Origin of the sequence: Brachybacterium sp. P6-10-X1 (assembly GCF_001969445.1) — a bacterium.
Lineage (GTDB): Bacteria > Actinomycetota > Actinomycetes > Actinomycetales > Dermabacteraceae > Brachybacterium.
Genome location: NZ_CP017297.1, coordinates 2369050 through 2388709, shown reverse-complemented (window position 1 = coordinate 2388709; position 19660 = coordinate 2369050). Strand labels below are relative to the sequence as shown.

The following is a 19660-nucleotide window of genomic DNA, read 5'->3' as shown; positions in this document are numbered from 1 at the left end:
TCCCATGGAGCTGGATGCCGACGCCATCACTCCGGCCATCAACCGTCTCAAGCGCGCCCAGGGGCAGCTCGCCGCGGTCACCCGCATGCTCGAGGACGGCCGCGACTGCAAGGACGTGGTCACCCAGCTCTCCGCGGTGTCCAAGGCGCTGGACCGCGCCGGCTTCGCGATCATCGCCACCGGCATGGAGCAGTGCCTGGCCGACGGCGAGCAGACGATGGATCGCAAGGAGCTCGAGAAGCTGTTCCTCACGCTGGCGTGATGCGGCCGGGTCCGGGGCTGCGACGGCTCGACGGCCTTCCGTCGTGCGGTCCCGGTGTGCCGTGAGCGGCGGTCGGCAGCGCTGCTCACGCCTGGTGGGCGACCTCGCCGTCCTCAGGCCGTGGCCTCCCGATGCCGGGCCGCCAGCTCCACATAGATCCGAGCGTTCTCCCGCAGCCCCTCCCGGGCCTCGTCGTCGAGCTCCCGCCGGATCCTGGCGGGGACCCCGACGACCAGGGAGCCGGGCGGGATCTGCATGCCCTCGGTGACCACGGCGCCGGCGGCCACCAGGGACCCGGCGCCGACGCGGGCGCCGTTGAGCACCACGGCCCCCATCCCGATCAGGGCGTCGTCCTCGATGGTGCAGCCGTGCAGCACGGCCCGGTGACCCACCGAGACCCCGGTGCCGACCACCACGGGGTAGCCGGCGTCGGTGTGGGCGACGCAGCCGTCCTGGAGGTTGCTGCCCTCGCCGATCGTGATCGCGTCGATGTCTCCGCGCAGCACGCTGGTGTAGAACACACTCGAGTCCCTGCTCAACGTCACCTTCCCGATCAGCGTGGCGGTCGGCGCCACCCAGGCGCTCTCGGGCACCTGAGGCGTCTCGCCCCCGAAGTCGATCGTGGTCACGGCCGTTCCTCCTTGATCAGCAGCTGACGAGCGTCACGCCCGACGGTACGCGACCTCCCCATCCTTGATCGTCGCCAGCACCTCGATGTCCCGCAGCTCCTGCGGCACGGTCGCCAGGGGGTCCGCTGACAGGATCACCAGATCGGCGCGCATGCCCTCGCGCAGCAGTCCCTTGGTGTCCTCCTCGCCGTGCTGGTAGGCGGCGTCGGTGGTGACGGCGCGCAGTGCCTCCCAGGTGGGGATGCGCTGTTCGAGGTCGACGGGGGTTCCCGGCGCGGCTGATGCGGTTCACGGCCGCCCAGGTCGTCAGCAGCCTGTCCGGGGGCGTGACGGGGGAGTCCTGGTGCAGCGTGACGCGCACACCGCGGTCCAGCGCGGAGCGGGCGGGGGAGACGCGGCGGGGAACCATAAAGAATAAAAGGGAAGCGACGGAGGAGAGGTGATGGGGTGCTGTCGCGCAGCTGATGTCGCACCGTGGTGAGTGGAGCGGCGGACGACGCCGCGTGCGCTCTCCTCCGCCGTGGACCGTCGCGACGCTGCGCCGGTATCCTGGAGGCATGACCGAGACCGCCGTGACGCCCGAGACGCTCGCCCTGCGCGAGCTCCTCGATGCGCGCCGCGACGAGTTCCATGCGCTTCTGGCCAAGTACGGGGCGACGGGCCCGAGGCTCTTCGGTTCCGTCGCGCGCGGCACCGCGAGGGCCGGCAGCGACATCGACATCCTCGTCGAGATGGACCCAGTCGACGGGAACCTGCTCATGCGGGCTTCCGGGCTCATGGAGGAGACCCGGGCCCTGTTCGGTCGTGACGACATCGACGTGTTCCCGGCGCAGTTGCTCAAGCGGCCGATCTCGGCCCGGGCCCTCGAGGACGCGGTCGCGCTGTGAGCCGCGGCCCCGACCAGAGGATCTCCGACATCCTGGAGGCGATCGACCGCTGCCGGCGGTATTCCGCCGCGCTCGACGATGATGACGCGGACCTCATCGAGATGGCCGAGGACGCCATCGAGCGCAATCTCCAGATCATCGGTGAGGCCGCGAACCACCTGCCGTCGGAGATCACCGACGCGCACCCTGAGATCGCCTGGCCGCAGATCCGAGGCTTCCGGAACATCCTCGTGCATCATTACTTCGGGGTCGATGTCGATGTCGTCCGCGACGTCATCGAGACCCATCTGCCGCCGCTGGCCGAGGCGCTGCGCGCCCCAGGTGCGCCCCGGCGTTGAGCCGGCCCGCCCCAGCTATCTCAGCACCGCCGTGGCCCATTCGGGGGCGAGACCTTGTGTGGCACGAGCGAGAGCAGGACAAGATGGTCAGTTCCCGCCCACTGAACCGGGTGTCTTCTGGGCGCCTGGAAGCCGGTGATGGCGCACCTCACGCCTCGTACGCGACCGCCCCGTCCTTGATCGTCGCCAGCACCTCGATGTCCCGCAGCTCCTGCGACACGGTCGCCAGAGGGTCAGCTGACAGGATCACCAGATCGGCGCGCATGCCCTCGCGCAGCAGTCCCTTGGTGTCCTCCTCGCCGTACTGATAGGCGGCGTCGGTGGTGACGGCGCGCAGTGCCTCCCAGGTGGAGATGCGCTGTTCGAGGCCGACAGGGCGGCCGGCGCGGCTGATGCGGTTCACGGCCGCCCAGACCGACAGCAGCATGTCCGGGGGCGTGACGGGGGAGTCCTGATGCAGCGTGACGCGCACACCGCGGTCCAGCGCGGAGCGGGCGGGGGAGACGCGGCGGCCGCGAACGGGTCCGAAGTTGCGCAGGTGAACATCTCCCCAGAACCAGGTGTGCACGGAGAAGATCGAGGCGATCATCCCCAGCGGGGCCATCCGGTCCAGCTGGTCATCGCGGACGGTCTGGGCGTGGATCATCACCGGGCGGGCCTGAAGCAGCCTCGGGTGCTCGGCGCCGACGCGCTCGACCGTGGAGACCCACAGCTCCGCGGCGGCGTCCCCGTTGCAGTGGACGATGAGCTGGCGGCCCTGCTCGGCGACCGCGCGCGTGAACTCCTCGACCTCGACGGGGGTGTGGATCGGGTAGGCACAGCCGGGATCCTCGTCGCCGGGCACGGGCTCGTAGGGCTCGCTCATCCAGGCCGATCGAGCCTGCGGAGAGCCGTCGAGGATCATCTTGTAGCCGCCGAGCCGCAGTCGGCCGACGTAGTCCCCGGCGAGCTCGGGGTGGGAGTCGTACACGGTGGTGCCGGTCTGGACGACGGGGTAGACGACCACGTCGAGCGCGACGTCTCCGGCACGGGCGGCGGCCACCAGGCCGTTCACGGTGGTGGGGTCGGCGGCGCCTTCCTGGGCGGTGGTGATGCCGTGGCGCAGGTAGTCCTCCGCCGCCAGCCGCACCGCCTGCGCGGGGTCCGATGCGCCGCCGGGCAGCAGGCCGCCGGTCCCATCGGGGTCCAGGACGGGCATGAACGCGGCCATGGCCGGGTGCTCCTCGACGTAGCCGTCGGGGGTGCCGTCGGCGGTGCGGCCGAAGCGTCCGCCCTCGGGATCGGGGGTGGAGGCGGTGAGCCCGGCCCCTTCGACCAGCGCGGAGTTGCCGACGGCGACGTGCATGCTGCGGTGGAGCGCGAACACCGGGATCTCGGTGGAGACCTCGTCGAGGTCGTACCGCGTGGGGTGGCGGCCCTCGGCCAGCAGGTTCGGGTCGTACTTCGCCCCGATCAGCGGGGAGCCGTCCGACGGGTCACGCTGGGCGAGACGCTCGCGGAAGGCGGCGATGATCTCGGCGAGGGACTCGGCATGCTCGAGATCCACCAGCGAGGACAGCGCCCCGTGCTGCAGCAGATGCCCGTGGGAGTCGATGAACGAGGGCATCAGCGTGCGCCCGTCCAGGTCCACCTCGGTGGCCCCGGCCCCGAGCGCCCCCCGCGCCTCCTCGAGGCCTCCGACGAAGGCGATCAGCCCGTCCCGGACCACCACCGCCTCGGGGGCGTCGTCCTGATCGATCATCGTCAGGATGCGGCCGGAATGGTAGAGCGTCTCCACGGTGAGGGTCCTTCGTCTGGTCGGGTGGGTGCCGTCGATCCTGTCATGCGGCCGACGACCCCCGGGCGTCGGGTCGAGGAGTGACCGGGGAAGGGCCACCCCGTGACACCGGGGAAGGGCCCGCCCCTTGACGAAAGCACCCTGGACGCCCACAGTTGGGCGTATGACCAAGGCGATTGACCAATCTGTCGATGCCCCGGCGCGCACCAGCAGCGAGCGCGGCCAGGCTGCACGTGCCCGGCTGCTGGATGCCGCTGCCGCGCTGATCGCGGAGATCGGCTGGACCGCCGTGACGACCCGGCGCGTCGCCGACCACGCCGGGATCCGCTCCGGACTGGTCCACTACCACTTCGAGTCCCTGCAGGCGCTGCTGCGGAAGGCGGCCATGGAGCGCGTGAGCGAGTACCTCGAGGGAGCCCGCGCCCAGCTCGACGACGGCACGGACCCGGCGGAGCTGCTCGCGCCCCTGCTCGAGCAGTTCGACGCCGCCGACCCCACCTCGCTGCTGGTGATCGAGACCTACCTCGCCGCCACCCGGGATCCCGTCCTCAGCGAGCAACTGGTCCAGCAGCTGACGCGCTTCCGCGGCGCGCTGGAATCCGCCCTGGCACGCGCCGAGAACCCGGCTCCCGGCGCCACGGCGCTCGTCGTCCTCGCCGCCCTGGACGGCATCGCCCTGCAGAAAGGCCTGGACCCGGATCTTCCGACCACCGACGCCGTCGCGCTGCTGCGCGAGCTCCTCCACCCCCACCAAGGCGGCACGCCCTCATGAAAGCGCTGATCTGCGGAGCCGGCATCGCCGGCCTGACCCTCGCCGGACGCCTGACCCACCACGGCTGGGACGTCACCCTCGTCGAGCGCGCGGCAGGCCCGCGCCGTCACGGGTACATGATCGACTTCTCCGGCCCCGGGTTCGACGCCGTCACCGCCATGGGCCTGGAGCCTCAGCTGCGGGACAAGGCCAGCGCGGTCCGCGAGTTCCGCTACATCGACGACCGGGGACGCACGACGGTCCGTCTCGACTATGGCGTGTTCGTCAAAGCCCTGGACGGACAGATCGTGTCCCTCATGCGACCGGCGCTGGAGGAGATGCTGCGCGAGGCGCTCCGGCCCGGCGTGGACCTGCGCTACGGCCTCACCGTCGAGGAGATCACCGAGGAGAGGGCCGTGCTCTCGGACGGGACCGTGATCGAGCCTGATCTGATCGTCGGCGCCGACGGCATCCACTCCCGCATCCGCTCGACGGTGTTCGGCCCCGAGTCGCAGTACCTGCGCGACCTCGGGATGCGCACCAGCGCGTTCGTGATCGAGGACGAGGGGGTCCTCGAGCAGGTCCGCGGACAGTTCGTGCTCACTGAGTCCCTCGATCGTCAGCTGGGCCTGTACGGGCTCGGCGACGGGCAGGTCGCCGCCTTCACCGTGCACCGCACCGACGCGGAGATCTCCCCGGATGCCGCCCGCGAGGAGATCCGCCGCGAGTTCTCCGGCCTGGGCGAGCTGGCCGATCGGGTGCTGGCCCGGTGCCCGCCCTCGCGGGAGATGTACTACGACCAGGTCGCCCAGACCATCCTGCCGCGCTGGACCGAGGCCCGGGTGGCCCTGGTGGGCGACGCCGCCTGTGCGGTGTCGCTGGTCGCCGGCCAGGGCGCCTCGCTGGGGATCGCCGGGGCCCACCTCCTGGCCGAGATGCTCGCGACGGAGGCCGCGGTGCCGGACGCCCTGGCGGAGTACGAGCGGCGCTGGCGCCCGGTGGCGACCGGGATCCAGGAGGCGGCGCGGGGCCGTGTCATCGAGGTGTTCCTGCCACGGTCGCGGAGGACCCTCCTGCTGCGACGCTGGGGCTTCCGCGCGATGACGCTGCCCGGCCTGCACCGCCTGATGACCGGGTCGCTCTTCCCGAAGGGATCGCGCTCGATCACCGAGCTGAGCGAGGCCGGCCGTGCCCAGCTGCACGGTGCCTGAGCGCGACGGGGCCACGGCGGTCGGTGGTGGCCCCGGCTCACCGTGCAGGCGCGCCCTGCCGCGGCAGGGAGCACGGGTGCTCGGCTCCTCGTCCGTCCGGTCTCGGACCTGTCTAGCACTCCGTGGCGTCGTGGCCCGGTGCCCCCTGCTCCTGGCGCAGCCCCTCCAGGAGGCTTCTCAGGCCTCGATGGAACTCCGCGTCCGGGTCCACGGCGCGGGCGATGCGCGCCGTCTCGGCCAGGTGCGGGAACTCCGCAGCGGGAAGGTCGGCCAACGACGCCGTCCCTGCGCCGGACAGCGAGCTCAGTCGTTGTGCCTGGATGGCTCCCACGACGTGATGCACGATCGCCCGCTGGGCCACGACGCGCCCGCTGCCGTGGAACCCGGCGTCGGCGAGGACGCCGAGCATCGTTTCGATCCACCGCACGGAGCTCGGAGCGTCGTGGCGGTGACGCAGCAGAAGGGGTATCGCTTCGGGGTGGGCGCCGGCCGCCGCGCGCAGTCGGTCGGCCAGCACCACGACCTGCTGCTGCCAGGGCGCCGCGTCCACCTCGAGCTCGAGGTCCGACAGGATCCGTTCGGCGACCAGCCGATCCAGCTCCTCGCGGTCGGCGACGTAGCGGTACAGCGCCATGGGGCTCACGCCGAGCCGCCGCGAGACGCGCCGTATCGAGAGCGCGTCGGAGCCCTCGCAGTCGAGCAGGGCCAGTGCCGCAGCGGCGATGTCGACGGAGGAGAGGGACTTCGGGCGAGGCATTGACGCTCCGTCCTGATCGGTCATATGGTGCCGTGAGTATACACCGTACACCTACGGATTCCCGAGGCTACGGTCCGTGACCTGGCCCTTGCGGTCGGGGTGGTCCCGAGAGGAGGGGCTGATGACGACGTCGGCCTTGATGACCCTGCCCGACTGGCTGGCCGAGCACGGTGCGCGCCAGGAGCAGCTCGATCCCGAGGCGCCGCTCGAGGAGCTCGACCCCGTCGCCGACCTCGTCGGGGACGCCCGCGTGGTGGCCCTGGGCGAGTGCTCCCATCACGTCTCGGAGTTCTATCGGGTCCGCCACCGCATGCTGCGCTACCTCGTCGAACGGCTCGGCTTCACGGTGGTCGCGCTCGAAGCACCGTTCACCGAGGCGCGGGTCGTGACCGAGTGGGTCGCCGGCGGACCTGGTGACGTCGACCGTGTCGCCTCGGAGGGGATCGCCATGTCCTTGGGTGATGCACCGGAGCTGCACGAGACGCTGCGCTGGATGCGGGCGTGGAACGCGCGGGGGACGCCGGCGCTGCGCTGTGTGGGAGTCGACCTGCCCGGCTCGATCGGGTCCCCGATGCCGGCCATCGCGAAGGTCACGCCCGCCCTGCGGGAGGCGGATCCTGGATCGGCGCCGGCACTCGATCGCGCGAGGGAGCTCATCGGGCGGTACGACCACCGCCTGTCGACCATGGCCCTGGCGGCCTACGCGACCCTCCCGGAGGGCGAACGAGACGCGCTGACCAGTGCTCTGAGCGAGCTCGTCGCCCGCGCCGACCGCATGACCAGTCAGCGCGGCGTCGACGGCGCCGGGGCGGAGCACGCGGAGATCAGGCACCATCTGCGCGGTGCATGGCTCCTCGACCAGGTCCACCGCTCGTTCCTCGGCGAGGACATGGGGATCGCCTCGACGTACCGCGACATCTACCTGGCCGAATCGGTCCTGCGTCATATCGGGTCGGATCCTTCGGCGAAAGTCGTCCTCGCCGCGCACAACTGGCACATCAAGAAGACGCCGGAGCGCGGGGAGGACGGTCAGACGCTCTATCCGGCCGGCTATCACCTGGCGGCCGCACTCGGAGACGAGTACCGCTCGATCGGGCTCACGGCCCGCGGCGGGCGGACGGCCGTCGCGGACGCCGCAGGGCTGGAGGGCTCAGGAGTGTTCCCGTTCCGGGAGACGGCGCAGCCCGTGCCGGAAGCGGATTGCGTGGAATCCGCCTTCGCCGGGGATGCCCCGTGGATTCTGGCTGACCTGCGGAGCGCAGTACCGGTCGTGACGGACGTGGAGCGCTACGGCCGCATGAGGATGGCCGACTACTTTCTCGAGCAGCCGGCGTTCGAGAGCTTCGACGGTCTGGGCTGCGTCACCGAGAGCTCGGGGACGCGTCACACCCGGCCGGCCGGCTGAGGCCGCAACAGATCGCTCACGAGGACGACACCTCGACCTCGGTGCGCTTCTCGCGCTCGTCGGCCTCCTCGACCGTGCCGCCCAGCGTCCAGGTGCGCCTCCCGAAGCAGCGGGTGAGCAGCATGATCAGGAAGTAGGCGGCCGTCAGCGCAGCCATGATGCCGAAGGCGCCGAGTACCCCGACCTGCCCGGCGAAGGCGGCGGAGATCGTGAGCATGGCGGGGATGTAGAGCATCTCGGGCAGGTTCATCAGCCCCATCTCCGCCATGGTGGTGGTGCGCATGCGCGGGTCCAGGATCCTCACCAGCGCCAGCCCCGTCGGCGTGGTGCCCGTCAGCGTGCCGTACATGCCCATGGTGCGCTCGAAGTCGTGATCGCTGCCGTATCGCTGACCGATCGCGAACACCAGCACCACGGTGACCGCGGTGACCAGCACGACGGTGACCAGGATCGGCACCAGCCAGGCGGCGACCACGGCGGCCTGGACGGCCATGAAGGAGGCGACCACCACGTAGTCGGTCGTGACGCCGGTGATCTTGGCCTGCATCTGGCGGTCCAGCAGGTGCTCGACCTGGAGCTTCCGCATCACCCAGCGGATGAAGTACGCGGCGAGCAGGCCGTTCATGAACATCATGCCGCTGATGGTGTCGCCGATGAACCCGGGGAGGTGCCCGAAGACCCAGGCCAGTCCGTGTGCGAGGACGTAGGCCGCGCCCATCATGGCGGCGTGGACGGTGAGGGTGTCGATGTTGCCCGAGAAGGTGGTCTCCGTGCCCATCGACTCCGTCTCCTCGTCCTGGCGGAAGTAGCCCTTGCTCACGGAGTCGGAGATGCCCATCGAATGGGTGGCCAGGCCCTTGCTCATGCCCCACTTGGCCAAGGGGATGCCCACCAGGAAGGCGGCGGCGAAGCCGGCGGAGGCGAAGGCGAGGCCGACGTCGACCGCGTTGTCCCAGCCCTGCTGCTCGAAGATCCCCGCGAAGGTGACGGCCTGCCCCGGGCCCTGGGCGAAGGCGAACGGGATCATGAAGCCGTAGATCGTGTCCATGCCCCCGAAGCGGCCGGTGGTGGCGACCACGGCCACCCCCACGAGCGCCTGCACGGCGAAGACGAAGGTCCACGTCAGCCCCATCGCCCAGGCGCCGCGCAGCAGCACCTTCTGGGTCCTGCCGCCGTCCGTCTTCGTCGACGCCGGCGGCGGGGTCAGGCCGATGGAGATGAACGACAGGGTGAACAGCACCGCGGTCAGCTGGGCGAACAGATCACTGTTCACGCCCTCGAGCACCCCGGAGAGGCCGACATTCATGGCGATCGCGCCGAGGAACCCGGCGATCACGAAGGCGGGGACCATGTTGCTGCGGAAGGCGGGGATCCACCGCCGCACCGCCATGCCGAGCAGGCAGAAGGCACCGATGAGGGACAGGCCGAACAGAGCGGACACGCGGGAACTCCTCGCCGCCCCTCCTGGACACCCGGGGTGCCGCGGCATGGAGCGCATGGTGGTCGTCGTCGAGGGGGACCGTACTCCGTCGCCGGTTCGTCGGCGCATCCTGCTCGCGTCCTGGGAGAGAACTATCAAGTAACGATCACCCCTCCCAGCGGGCGACAGCGCTGTCCGTCGGCGGATCCTCGGGGAGGCCCCGCCAGGGAATCCTGGGGTGGCCGGGACCGGTGCGGTACTGTCCACCCTGCGCACCAGCGAGAGCAATGAGGAACGGAAGCGGTCCATGAGCAACGACGCGACGGCGACCGAGCCTGCCTCGGCGCCGGCCGGTCCCGGGTCCGAGGACGACCGAGCGCATTCGCGCCGCGTGGCGAAGGCCGCCCGGCGCGGCCGCTCCCGCCGCAGGATGCGCGCCCGCCTGCTCCAGGCCGGGGTGCTGGTCGGCGTGATCGCCCTGTGGTGGCTGATCACCGCGATCAAGCTCGTCGACCCGCTCTACCTGCCCAGCCCCCAGGCCGTGCTCGGCGCGTTCATCGACGCGAACCGGTGCCAGGTCATCGACGAGAGCACCGGGCGCACCGTCTGCGGCGTGCAGAACTACTACCTGTGGGAGCACCTGGTCGCCTCCCTGCAGCGCATCGGCGTGGGCGTGGCCCTCGGCGCCGTCTGCGGCATCCTGCTGGGCTTCCTCATGAGCATGTGGGAGCCGGCGAACACGGCGCTGGCCCCGTACCTCAACTTCCTGCGCGCCCTGCCCCCGCTGGGCTACATCGGGCTGATCATCGTGTGGGTCGGGATCGGCGACACCTCCAAGTACCTGCTGCTGTTCCTGGCGGCGTTCCCGCCCATCGTCATCGCCACCATCGACGGGGTGCGCGGGGTGCGGGAGGACTACGTCCTGGCCGCCCGGTCCATGGGCGCCGGTCCGACGGGGATCGGCCGCTTCGTGGTGCTGCCGGCCGCGACCGCCTCGATCCTCTCCGGCGTGCGCCTGGCCATCGGCTTCGCCTGGACCACCGTGGTCGCCGCAGAGCTGAACAACGGCATCCCCGGCATCGGCGGCCTCGCCTACATCTCCGGCACCCGCTTGAACACGGACCTCACGATCGCGTGCATCATCGTCATCGGGTTGGTGGCGGTCGCCCTCGACGGCTGCATCCGGCTGGTCGGGAACCGCCTGACCCCCTGGTACGGAAAGGTCTGAGCGCCATGAGCCCCGCCACGAACCTCGGAGCACCCCGCCCCCGCAGCACGACGCTGCGCCTGGTCGCCGCCGCGCTCGGCCTGATGCTGGCCCTGAGCGGCTGCGTGCAGTCCGGCCGCACCAGCCACCCCGACAACTTCGAAGGCTCCGTCCCCTGCCCCGTCGAGCCGGACCCGTCGATCACCACCTCCGCCCGCATCGCCTGGCAGGCCATCCCCAACGGGGACCTGGTGGTCAAGGACCTCGAGCTGCTCGAGACCTGCATGCCCAACGCGGATATCACCTGGATGAAGATGAACTCCGGCGGCGACGTGATCCAGGCCTTCGGCTCGGACTCCGTGGACATCTCCCAGGTGGGCTCGAGCCCCGCGGTGAAGTCCGCCTCCCCGCCGCTGTCCAAGGACATCAAGGTGATCTGGATCAGCGACGTCATCGGCGCCGCGGAGTCCCTCATCGCCAAGGACCCCGACGTCGAGACCCTCGAGGACCTCAAGGGCAAGACCATCGCCGTGCCCTTCGGCTCCACCGCCCACTACTCCCTGCTGACGGCGCTGGGGGAGGCGGGACTCACCGGCGAGGTGCGCGTCATCAACCTGGCCACGGACGCGATCCTCGCCGCCTGGCAGCGCGACGAGATCGACGCCGCCTGGGTCTGGGAGCCCACCCTCACCCAGCTGGTCGAGACCGGCCACCCGATCCTCTCCAGCGAGGACAGCGCCGGCCTGGGCGCCCCCACCTTCGACCTGATCGCGGGCACCACCGCCTTCATCGAGGACAACCCCGACTTCCTGCGCATGTGGACCCTGGCGCAGGCCGAGGGAAATCGCATCATGAACGAGGAGCCGGAGGCCGCCGCCGTGTCCATCGGCGTCCAGCTCGGCATCACTCCCGAGGAGGCGAGCAAGCTCCTGGACGGCTACGAGTTCCCCACCCTCGAGGAGCTCGCCGGGGAGGAGTTCTTCGGCGGGGACGGGCTCTCGACCGCCTTCGCCGGCACCGCGGAGTTCCTCGAGCAGCAGCGCGAGATCGACGCGCTCGCCGAGGCCGAGGTGTACGAGCAGATGCCCTACGCCGATGCGATCGAGGAGGTCGCCCCGTGACCGACCGCCCCGCCCCGGAGAACCCGGCGTTTGACAGGTCGGCGACCGGCCCCGCCCAGGCCGGACCCGCGCCCGGCCCCGGCCAGACCGAGACCGCGACCGGCTCCGCCACCACCGAACCCGTCGTCTCCCTCGAGGCCATCTCCCAGCGCTACATCACCGACTCCGGGGACGTGGTCCACGCCCTGGCCGAGACCGACCTGCACATCCCCGAGGGGCAGTTCGTGTGCGTGGTGGGCCCCTCCGGCTGCGGCAAGACGACCCTGCTGAAGATCATCGCCGGCTTCCTCGACCCCACCGGCGGCACCGCCCGCTATCGCGACCAGAAGATCACGGGCCCCGGCTCCGAGCGCGGCGTGGTGTTCCAGCAGCCGAACCTCTACCCATGGTTCACGGTGCGCGAGAACGTGGCCCTGGGCATGCGGATCCGCAAGGTGGGCAAGAAGCAGCGCCGCGAGAAGGCGCAGGAGTACCTCGAGATGGTGGGGCTCGGTGACTTCGGCGACACCCGCCCCTACGAGCTCTCCGGCGGCATGCAGCAGCGCGCGCAGATCGCCCGCGTGCTGGCCAACGAGACCGACGTGATCCTCATGGACGAGCCCTTCGGGGCTCTCGATGCGATCACGCGTTCCCGCCTGCAGGCCGATGTGCTCGATCTGCAGCGTAAGGAGCATCGCACCGTCTTCTTCATCACCCACGACGTGGACGAGGCCGTGTTCCTCGGCGACCGGGTGCTGGTGATGAGCGCCCGTCCGGGCCGGGTGGTGCTCGACCAGGACGTCACGCTGTCCGCCCAGGCCGGCCGCACCCTCGGCGAGGAGATGCGCCGCCTGCCGGAGTTCATCGAGCTGCGGGAGCGGGTCGCCGGGGCGATCGAGCGGTGAGCGGTGCGGGCAACGGTGAGCACCTGCTCCACCGGGGCCCGACGGTGAGGCAGACTGTGTGCCGATTCTGACCGGAGCCTGTGAATGACGGGCCCCGACCCCGTGCGAAAGGCTTCGATCGACCGTGAACATCACCTTCGCTGCTGCTGCGATCTCGGACCGCGGCCGCAGACTCCTTCCGCAGATCTGGGAGGAGGCGCTGCGTCTCGGCGCCGAGGCGTACGGGCTGACGAATGCGACGACAGAGGTCACCGACCGCAGAGCGGTGCTCAACGCACGCTCCGTCGAGGGCACCTGGAACGCCCCGACCTGGCTCCAGGACGAGCACGGCGTGCTCTCGCTCTCCCAGCCCCCGGTCTCGTACACCGAGGAGATCCCGGGGGCGGGATGGGAGCAGTGGGCGCGGACGGCCCTGCGCGAGGACCGGGGGCGACGGACCGTGCAGCCGGGCTACTTCGGGAGCTCGCTGTGGAAGGACGGCGGCCTCGAGGTCTGGAACGACGTCTTCGGGTTCGGGCGCGCCTACGTCGTCCAGAATCAGGACTTCGTCGCCGCGGGGAACCACATCGGCATGGTCTCCTTGTTCTCCTCGCGCCCCCTGGAGGTCGACTCCTACGGCGCGGACCTGCTCGCCCAGGTCGGGTTCTGGCCCGAGGACCACTCGACGATCAGCGATGTCCGACGTCTCGGCCCGGCCGAGGTGGTCAGCGTCGGACGGCACGACGAGGTCTCGCGGCGCCGCTACGCCACGGACGCGGAGTTCTACGCCTACCGCGAGCAGGAACCGGACTTCGACGCCGTCGCGGCGTCGATGGCGGTCCTGACCTCCAACATCGGAGACCTCGCCGTGAAGGAGCCGACCGTCCACCTGTCCGGCGGGCAGGACTCCCGGGTGACGGCCGCGGCATGGCTGGCCGGCGGGAAGCCCGCGAAGCTCCAGACGATGGGGACGCTGCAGGGTGAGGTCGACGTCGCCGAGGCGCTGCTGGCGGCGATCGACCGGGACGGCTCCCTGGAGGCCACCGGCATCACGCACCGCGTCACGTACCCGAGCCCGGGGCGGATCTCGGACTTCTCGATCGAGGACCGGCTCGCGAGCGGTCTCCTGATGTGGGACGGGGACTTCGCCCCCGGGAACCTGAAGGCTCCGATCCGACGTCCGCCTGTTCGTTCCGGTCTCACGATCGGCGGCGCCAACGGCGAGGTCATGCACGGCATCTATTACTCGACCCCGAAGATGCTCGAGGCGGCACGCGCGATGGAGCATCCGCTGGACCGGGTGGGACGTGCCTTCCTCGGAAAGGTGAACACCCCGGAGTCCCGGGTCTCGACCCTGGAGTTCATCGAGAACCAGAAGGCGTTCACCCGCTCCCTCGGTCACGAGGACGCCACCGCGCTGAACGTGTTCCAGATGCACTCGAAGTTCCGTCGGTGGATCAACGCGCAGCTCACCTCCGCGTCCTTCGTCCTCCTGCTCAACCCGGTCTTCGTGCGTGCCGGCATCGACCTGGTCCCGGAGCAGCGGCTCGACAAGGTGATGCAGAAGGCGATGTCCCGGGCCCTCATCCCGGAATGGGAGAACATCCCGTACTACAAGGCGACCCCGGAGGACTCGAAGAAGTCGGTCCGGGTCCAGGGCGTGCGGACCTGGCAGACCTCCCCGGGGTCTATGGAGCACCTGATCCACGAGCGGTCCGCCTGGCAGCGCTGGTTCACGCCCGAAGCGATGGCCGACATCGAGACGGCGGTGCACGCCGGGGAGGGCAATGCGATGCACGAGTCCAACCTGAACAAGGCCTACGTGCTCGACGCGCTCCCGGACCACGTCAGTGCGCTCGAACGAGTCCGCTCCCGGCTGTGGGGCGCGGCTGCGTGACCGACCGCGTCCAGGACGCATCGGGACCGGCGGGAGCGGCGGCGTCGCGCCGGTCACGCTCGGGCGCGACGCGAGCAGGCTCACGGCCCGGCGGTGGGAAACGGTCAGCGCGACAGATACCCTCGGTCCGGTGAACAGGGACCATCGGCGACGTCAGGCTCCGCAGCTCTCCGGGGAGCGGCGCGGTGAGCTGACGCGGAACGCCCGACTCCTGCTGCAGGCGGGCGCACAGCACCTCGTCGACGACCCGGCCCTGTTCGCGATCCAGGTCAGCCGTCGGCTGCCCTTCTCCCTCCGGGTCCGGCTGGGACGTGCGCTCCAGCGGCTCTCGGGCCGTCTCCCCTCGGTCGGTTCCCTCGGGTCGCTGATGGCCGGTCGTCATGACATCGCGGAATCCCTCCTCGACACGGCCGACGGCGAGGACGCTCGTGGCCTTTCGCGGCTCTCGGGCGAGGTCGCGGTCCTGCTGGACCGGCCCGACCTGCTCTCGGCGGCCGCCCCGGCGACGACCAGGGCCCGCGCGGCCTGGTCCCGAGGTGACCTGCACCGGGCCGTCGACCTCCTCGAGACCTCCGGCGCCGGAGGATCGAGATACGCCCGGCGCCTGCGCAGCGAGCTGCAGCTGCTCGAGCCGGGCTTCCTGCTGTCGACGGGCCGCTCGCCCGCTCCGCAGGACCTGCCGGGGGAGCGCACGGACCGTCCCCTGCGAGCACTGCACCTGCTGACCAACTCGCTGCCCCACACCCAATCCGGGTACTCCCTGCGCAGTCACCGCATCCTGACCGCGCTGCGCGAGAACGACGTCGACTCGATCGCGCTCACCCGCACGGGCTACCCGGTGATGGTCGGGATGCTCATGGCGCGGGACGAGGACGTCGTCGACGGCATCCGCTACGTCCGTTCGTTGCCCGCCGCTCTGCCGCAGACCCAGACCGAGCGCCTGCAGCACGAGATCGACGAGGCGCTGCGCCTCGTGGACGAGTTCCGTCCCGATGTCCTCCACGCCACGACGAACTATCTCAATGCGCTGGTCGCACAGACCGTGGCGCGGGCGACAGGGCTGCCCTGGGTGCTCGAGGTCCGTGGGCTCATGGAGCAGACGTGGGTGGCCTCGCACAGCACCCCGGACGGCCGCCGCTCGGCCGCGGGATCCGAGAAGGCTGCCCTGATCGCCGCCCGCGAGGCCGAACTGGCGAGAGATGCCGACGCGGTCGTCACCCTCTCCCGCACCATGGCGGACGAACTCGTCGCGCGGGGTGTCGACGAACGCACGATCACCCTGGTCCCCAACGGGGTCGACGACTCCCTCTTCGAGGACGGCGTCGACCCTGCGACGGCCAGAGCGTCCGTCGGGCTGGACCGGAGCAGCGGCATCCCGGAGGACGCGTTCCTCGTCGGCGCGGCCAGCGCGCTCGTGGAGTACGAGGGCTTCGACGTCCTGCTGCGGGCTGTGGCGGTGCTCACGGGAGACGACACGGTGCCGTGGGAGATGCGCGACAGGGTGCATGTCGTCCTGGTCGGCGACGGCACGGCGCGTCCGGGTCTGGTCGCGCTGGCCGAGGAACTCGGGATCAGCGACCGGGTCCACCTCCCCGGCCGGGTGCCGCGAGACAGCGCGCGACGGTGGGTGGAAGCTCTCGACACCGTGATCATCCCACGACTGGACCTCGCGGTATCGCGGCTGGTCACGCCGCAGAAGCCGATCGAGGCGCTGGCCCTCGGGCGGCCCCTGGTCGTCTCGGACCTCCCGGCCCTGCGCGAGGTCCTGACGACGGACGAGGACGTGCCGTGCGCACAGTTCGTCGAACCGGGATCGCCGAGCGATCTGGCACGTGCGATCTCCCACGCCCTCATGGACGACGAGGGCGCCGTCGCGGAGAGTGCAGCGGGCCGAACGATGGCGCGGAAGCGCTCCTGGTCCGCACAGGTGAGACGATACCGCGTGGTGTACGAGCAGACCCTGAACAGTCGTGGAGGAGGTGACGCGGATGGCCGATGACGCCAAGTCCGCCCAGCAGGTCATGAGCCGGCTCGAGGCGCGAGGCCTCCACGCCGAAGGGCTCTCGCCCGTCGGCGTCCGTCCCGACCTCGGCGAGTACCTGGCGCAGCTGTGGCAGCGCCGACACTTCATCTGGGCCGACGCCCGCCACCGGGTGTCGACGCAGAACAGCCGGAACCATCTGGGCAGCGTGTGGCTCGTGCTGCGCCCGATGCTGGACGCCGCCCTGTACTTCGTCGTCTTCGGGCTGATCCTGAACATGTCCCGGGGCGTGGACAACTTCGCCGCGTACGTCGTGATCGGCATCCTCATGTTCCGCTCGACCATGCGCAGCATCAGCCAGGGCACCAGCACCTTGCAGGCAGGCAGGCCCATGATCCGGGCATTCTCCTTCCCCCGGGCGTCCCTGCCGCTCTCCGCGGAGCTGCGGGACATGCTGCAGATGCAGTACACGATCGGCGTCGTGCTGGTGATGATCATGCTGATCCCTCCCCACGAGCTGCCGCGGGTCAGCTGGCTGCTGATCATCCCCATCTATGCCCTCCAGTTCATCCTAAACCTGGGCATCAATCTCTTCGTCGCGCGCCTGGGGTTCCTGATCCCGGACGTCAGCCAGTTCATGACCGTCGTGGGGCGGTTCCTGATGTACGGATCCGGCGTGATCTTCCCGATCGAGCGATTCCTGGACAACCCGACGGTGAACGCCGTCGTGCAGACCAACCCGATCTACCAGATGATCAAGATGTACCGGCAGGTGCTCATGGACGGGGGGATGCCATCGCTGGAGTCCTGGCTGATCCTCGGCGGCTGGGCCTTCGGGTTCCTGCTCTTCGGCTTCCTCTTCTTCTGGCGGGGGGAGGCGAGCTATGGCGGCGGACAGTGACGCGACCGCATCGTCGGCCGGCGACGGCATCGAGGCCGACGATCAGCGATGGCAGGCCCCTGCGGAGTCGCCGGTGACCGTCGTGGCCGACAACGTCCGGATGAGGTACAAGGTCCTTCGCACGGACCGGACGCCGCGCCCCGGGCTCCGGGGCAAGCTCCAGCGCAAGCAGATGGTGAGCGTCGCGGCCCTGCGTGGCGTCTCCTTCGCGGCCCGCTCGGGGGAGTTCATCGGCATCATCGGCCGCAACGGCTCCGGGAAGTCGACCCTGCTGCGCGCGCTGGCAGGGCTGGAAGCACCCAGTTCGGGCACGATCCTGACCACGTCCCGTCCCGTGCTCCTGGGCGTCAGCGCCGCCCTGATCCCCGAACTCACCGGTGCGCAGAACGTCAAGCTCGGCGCGCTGGCCATGGGACTGACCCCGGACCAGGCGGAGGAGATCTTCGAGACCGTGGTCGAGCTCTCCGCCCTGGGCGAGGCGATCGACCTCCCCATGAAGACGTACTCCTCGGGCATGGGGTCCCGGCTTAAGTTCGCCATCTCCCTGGCGGCGGACCCCTCGATCCTCATGATCGACGAGGCACTCGCGACCGGTGATGCCACCTTCGCGGAGCGGTCGAAGAAGGCGATGGATCGATTGCTCGAGAAGGCCGGCACCGTCTTCCTGGTCAACCATGCGGCGCAGACGATCGAGAACATGTGCTCCCGTGCGGTCTGGATGGAGCGCGGCCAGGTGGTGCTCGACGGCGACGCGGTCGAGGTCGCCCGCAAGTACCGCTGGTTCGCCCACAACCTGGCCCAGGGCAAGGAGGAGAAGGCCGCTGGACTGCTCCGCGACGCCCTCCTCGAAGGAGAAGCGCAGCGGCGGGCGGAGAAGCTCTTCCCCGTCGCCCCCGAGGAGCCGGCGACCACGACCGGCGACGGATCCGCCGACGCCCCGGAGTTCGAGCCGGACCCCTTCACCCGGGTCTACGACCGCACGCATCTCTCACCGCGGAAGACCTTCCCCGCCACGGTCCTCCCGGACGACCTGACCTGAATTCCCCCGCCCCCTGAAGTTGGAGCTCACCATGACCAAGAACATCATGACGATCTACGGAACGCGTCCTGAGGCGATCAAGGTCGCCCCGATCATCAAGGCGATCGAGAAGGCCGACGGCCTCCGGAACATCATCGTCGTCACGGGTCAGCACCGCGAGATGCTCGACCAGGTCAACACCATGTTCGGCATCGTTCCCGACCACGACCTGAACATCATGAGCGCCGGCCAGAGCCTGAACGGGATCGTCGCCAAGGTGATCTCCGGGGTCGACGAGATCCTGGAGAAGGAGCAGCCGGACGCCGTGATCGTCCAGGGCGACACCTCCACCGTGATGGGTGCGGCCGTCGCATCGTTCAACCGTCAGATCCCTGTCGTGCATCTCGAAGCCGGGCTGCGCTCGGGTGACATCAACTCGCCCTTCCCGGAGGAGGCGAACCGCAAGCTCACCAGCCAGATCGCCGCCCTGCACCTGGCACCGACCTCGACCAGCAAGGCGAATCTGACCCGCGAGGACGTCAGCGAGAACGACATCGTCATCACCGGCAACAGCGTCATCGACACGCTGCTCTTCGCCACCCGGAACGTGGACGTGACCTTCGACGACCCGCGGCTCGAGGAGCTGCAGCAGAAGCGGGCCGCCGGGAGCACCGGGCCGATCCTGCTGGTCACGGCGCACCGGCGGGAGAACCTCGGCTCGGCGATGGAGGACATCGGCACGGCCGTGGCGGACCTCGCTGCGAAGTACCCGGCGCTGACCATCGTGTTCCCGATCCACAAGAACCCGAAGGTCCGCTCCGCGATCATGCCCGCGGTGGACCGCCTGGACAACGTCGTGCTCATCGAGCCCTTGGCCTATGCGCAGTTCACGCGTGCGCTCAGCCTCGCCGACATCGTGCTCACGGACTCCGGTGGCGTGCAGGAAGAGGCCCCCAGCCTCGGCAAGCCCGTTCTCGTCATGCGTGAGAACACCGAGCGGCCGGAGGCCGTGGTCGCCGGTACCGTCAAGCTGATCGGCACCCACCGCCAACGCCTGGTCGACGAGGTATCGCTCCTGCTCGATTCCCCGGAGGCGTACTCCGCGATGGCGAATGCGGTGAACCCCTACGGCGACGGAGACGCAGCGCGCCGCACCGTGGAGGCGATCCACTGGAAGTTCGGCGCGGACGCGCGGCCGAAGGACTTCAGCGGGCACACGGCCTGAGAGATCTGAC

Annotated in this window: 19 protein-coding genes; 14 read left to right on the top strand and 5 right to left on the bottom strand. The window is 70.2% G+C overall.

The window, feature by feature from the left end; translation table 11 throughout:
• The first annotated feature begins 4 nt into the window (after window positions 1-4).
• Window positions 5-262 (top strand): metal-sensitive transcriptional regulator, encoded by a 258-nt coding sequence (locus BH708_RS10820; protein ID WP_076808618.1) that lies wholly within the window; start codon window positions 5-7, stop codon window positions 260-262.
• Between the two features lie 113 nt (window positions 263-375).
• Here BH708_RS10820 and BH708_RS10815 read toward each other — a convergent pair whose 3' ends face one another.
• Both BH708_RS10815 and BH708_RS10810 read right to left on the bottom strand, forming a co-directional pair.
• Complete coding sequence (locus tag BH708_RS10815; protein ID WP_076808617.1) at window positions 376-891, bottom strand: gamma carbonic anhydrase family protein; 516 nt, start codon at window positions 889-891, stop codon at window positions 376-378.
• Between the two features lie 33 nt (window positions 892-924).
• A complete protein-coding gene (locus BH708_RS10810) occupies window positions 925-1134 on the bottom strand; it encodes an amidohydrolase family protein (RefSeq protein ID WP_076808615.1) in 210 nt (69 codons plus the stop codon).
• Window positions 1135-1448: 314 nt separating this feature from the next.
• Between BH708_RS10810 and BH708_RS10805 the strand changes: the two genes are divergently transcribed.
• Both BH708_RS10805 and BH708_RS10800 read left to right on the top strand, forming a co-directional pair.
• The gene (locus tag BH708_RS10805; protein ID WP_076808613.1) at window positions 1449-1778 is read left to right on the top strand and encodes a nucleotidyltransferase family protein; all 330 of its coding nucleotides are present in this window, start codon (window positions 1449-1451) and stop codon (window positions 1776-1778) included.
• Window positions 1775-2116 carry a DUF86 domain-containing protein gene (locus BH708_RS10800; protein ID WP_076808612.1) on the top strand — a complete coding sequence of 114 codons (342 nt, stop codon included), beginning with the start codon at window positions 1775-1777 and terminating at the stop codon, window positions 2114-2116. The genes BH708_RS10805 and BH708_RS10800 overlap by 4 nt, the downstream gene beginning before the upstream one ends.
• A 148-nt stretch (window positions 2117-2264) precedes the next feature.
• On the opposite strand, the gene BH708_RS10795 is transcribed toward BH708_RS10800, so the two are convergent.
• Complete coding sequence (locus BH708_RS10795) at window positions 2265-3893, bottom strand: amidohydrolase (RefSeq protein ID WP_076808610.1); 1629 nt, start codon at window positions 3891-3893, stop codon at window positions 2265-2267.
• A 163-nt stretch (window positions 3894-4056) separates the two neighbouring features.
• On the opposite strand from BH708_RS10795, the gene BH708_RS10790 reads away from it, so the two are divergent.
• Both BH708_RS10790 and BH708_RS10785 read left to right on the top strand, forming a co-directional pair.
• On the top strand, window positions 4057-4665 hold the full coding sequence (locus BH708_RS10790) for a TetR/AcrR family transcriptional regulator (protein ID WP_076808607.1): 609 nt from the start codon (window positions 4057-4059) through the stop codon (window positions 4663-4665).
• A complete protein-coding gene (locus BH708_RS10785; protein ID WP_076808605.1) occupies window positions 4662-5855 on the top strand; it encodes an FAD-dependent monooxygenase in 1194 nt (397 codons plus the stop codon). Before BH708_RS10790 ends, BH708_RS10785 begins: the two co-directional genes overlap by 4 nt.
• Before the next feature lie 112 nt (window positions 5856-5967).
• On the opposite strand, the gene BH708_RS10780 is transcribed toward BH708_RS10785, so the two are convergent.
• Window positions 5968-6612 (bottom strand): TetR/AcrR family transcriptional regulator, encoded by a 645-nt coding sequence (locus BH708_RS10780; RefSeq protein WP_076808604.1) that lies wholly within the window; start codon window positions 6610-6612, stop codon window positions 5968-5970.
• A gap of 121 nt (window positions 6613-6733) precedes the next feature.
• Here BH708_RS10780 and BH708_RS10775 point away from each other — a divergent pair, with 121 nt between their 5' ends.
• Window positions 6734-8017 (top strand): erythromycin esterase family protein, encoded by a 1284-nt coding sequence (locus BH708_RS10775; protein WP_076808602.1) that lies wholly within the window; start codon window positions 6734-6736, stop codon window positions 8015-8017.
• A 16-nt stretch (window positions 8018-8033) separates the two neighbouring features.
• Here BH708_RS10775 and BH708_RS10770 read toward each other — a convergent pair whose 3' ends face one another.
• Entirely contained in the window at window positions 8034-9458 is a 1425-nt protein-coding gene (locus tag BH708_RS10770) for a hypothetical protein (protein ID WP_076808600.1), read from the bottom strand.
• Between the two features lie 286 nt (window positions 9459-9744).
• On the opposite strand from BH708_RS10770, the gene BH708_RS10765 reads away from it, so the two are divergent.
• From BH708_RS10765 to wecB, 8 genes are all read left to right on the top strand, one after another.
• Window positions 9745-10665: an ABC transporter permease gene (locus tag BH708_RS10765; protein WP_157235883.1), complete on the top strand. Its 921-nt coding sequence runs from the start codon at window positions 9745-9747 to the stop codon at window positions 10663-10665.
• A gap of 5 nt (window positions 10666-10670) precedes the next feature.
• Window positions 10671-11765 (top strand): ABC transporter substrate-binding protein, encoded by a 1095-nt coding sequence (locus BH708_RS10760; protein WP_083713502.1) that lies wholly within the window; start codon window positions 10671-10673, stop codon window positions 11763-11765.
• Window positions 11762-12649 (top strand): ABC transporter ATP-binding protein, encoded by an 888-nt coding sequence (locus tag BH708_RS10755; protein WP_083713501.1) that lies wholly within the window; start codon window positions 11762-11764, stop codon window positions 12647-12649. The genes BH708_RS10760 and BH708_RS10755 overlap by 4 nt, the downstream gene beginning before the upstream one ends.
• Before the next feature lie 124 nt (window positions 12650-12773).
• On the top strand, window positions 12774-14525 hold the full coding sequence (locus BH708_RS10750) for a hypothetical protein (protein ID WP_076808598.1): 1752 nt from the start codon (window positions 12774-12776) through the stop codon (window positions 14523-14525).
• A 130-nt stretch (window positions 14526-14655) separates the two neighbouring features.
• Window positions 14656-16524 (top strand): glycosyltransferase family 4 protein, encoded by a 1869-nt coding sequence (locus BH708_RS10745; RefSeq protein ID WP_157235880.1) that lies wholly within the window; start codon window positions 14656-14658, stop codon window positions 16522-16524.
• Window positions 16514-17407 (top strand): ABC transporter permease, encoded by an 894-nt coding sequence (locus BH708_RS10740; RefSeq protein ID WP_083713497.1) that lies wholly within the window; start codon window positions 16514-16516, stop codon window positions 17405-17407. Before BH708_RS10745 ends, BH708_RS10740 begins: the two co-directional genes overlap by 11 nt.
• A complete protein-coding gene (locus BH708_RS10735) occupies window positions 17391-18446 on the top strand; it encodes an ABC transporter ATP-binding protein (protein WP_076808596.1) in 1056 nt (351 codons plus the stop codon). Before BH708_RS10740 ends, BH708_RS10735 begins: the two co-directional genes overlap by 17 nt.
• Before the next feature lie 31 nt (window positions 18447-18477).
• Window positions 18478-19650, top strand: coding sequence for a non-hydrolyzing UDP-N-acetylglucosamine 2-epimerase (gene wecB, locus BH708_RS10730; protein ID WP_076808594.1), 1173 nt, complete (start codon window positions 18478-18480; stop codon window positions 19648-19650).
• Window positions 19651-19660 lie beyond the last annotated feature (10 nt).

What these genes read in the sequence shown, in the direction of transcription:
- BH708_RS10765 (WP_157235883.1), top strand. Translation starts at nt 9,745, where the DNA reads ATGAGCAACGACGCGACGGCGACCGAGCCTGCCTCGGCGCCGGCCGGT.
- BH708_RS10785 (WP_076808605.1), top strand. Translation starts at nt 4,662, where the DNA reads ATGAAAGCGCTGATCTGCGGAGCCGGCATCGCCGGCCTGACCCTCGCC.
- BH708_RS10780 (WP_076808604.1), bottom strand. Translation starts at nt 6,612, where the DNA reads ATGCCTCGCCCGAAGTCCCTCTCCTCCGTCGACATCGCCGCTGCGGCA.
- BH708_RS10805 (WP_076808613.1), top strand. Translation starts at nt 1,449, where the DNA reads ATGACCGAGACCGCCGTGACGCCCGAGACGCTCGCCCTGCGCGAGCTC.
- wecB (WP_076808594.1), top strand. Translation starts at nt 18,478, where the DNA reads ATGACCAAGAACATCATGACGATCTACGGAACGCGTCCTGAGGCGATC.
- BH708_RS10760 (WP_083713502.1), top strand. Translation starts at nt 10,671, where the DNA reads ATGAGCCCCGCCACGAACCTCGGAGCACCCCGCCCCCGCAGCACGACG.
- BH708_RS10740 (WP_083713497.1), top strand. Translation starts at nt 16,514, where the DNA reads ATGGCCGATGACGCCAAGTCCGCCCAGCAGGTCATGAGCCGGCTCGAG.
- BH708_RS10790 (WP_076808607.1), top strand. Translation starts at nt 4,057, where the DNA reads ATGACCAAGGCGATTGACCAATCTGTCGATGCCCCGGCGCGCACCAGC.
- BH708_RS10735 (WP_076808596.1), top strand. Translation starts at nt 17,391, where the DNA reads ATGGCGGCGGACAGTGACGCGACCGCATCGTCGGCCGGCGACGGCATC.
- BH708_RS10775 (WP_076808602.1), top strand. Translation starts at nt 6,734, where the DNA reads ATGACGACGTCGGCCTTGATGACCCTGCCCGACTGGCTGGCCGAGCAC.
- BH708_RS10820 (WP_076808618.1), top strand. Translation starts at nt 5, where the DNA reads ATGGAGCTGGATGCCGACGCCATCACTCCGGCCATCAACCGTCTCAAG.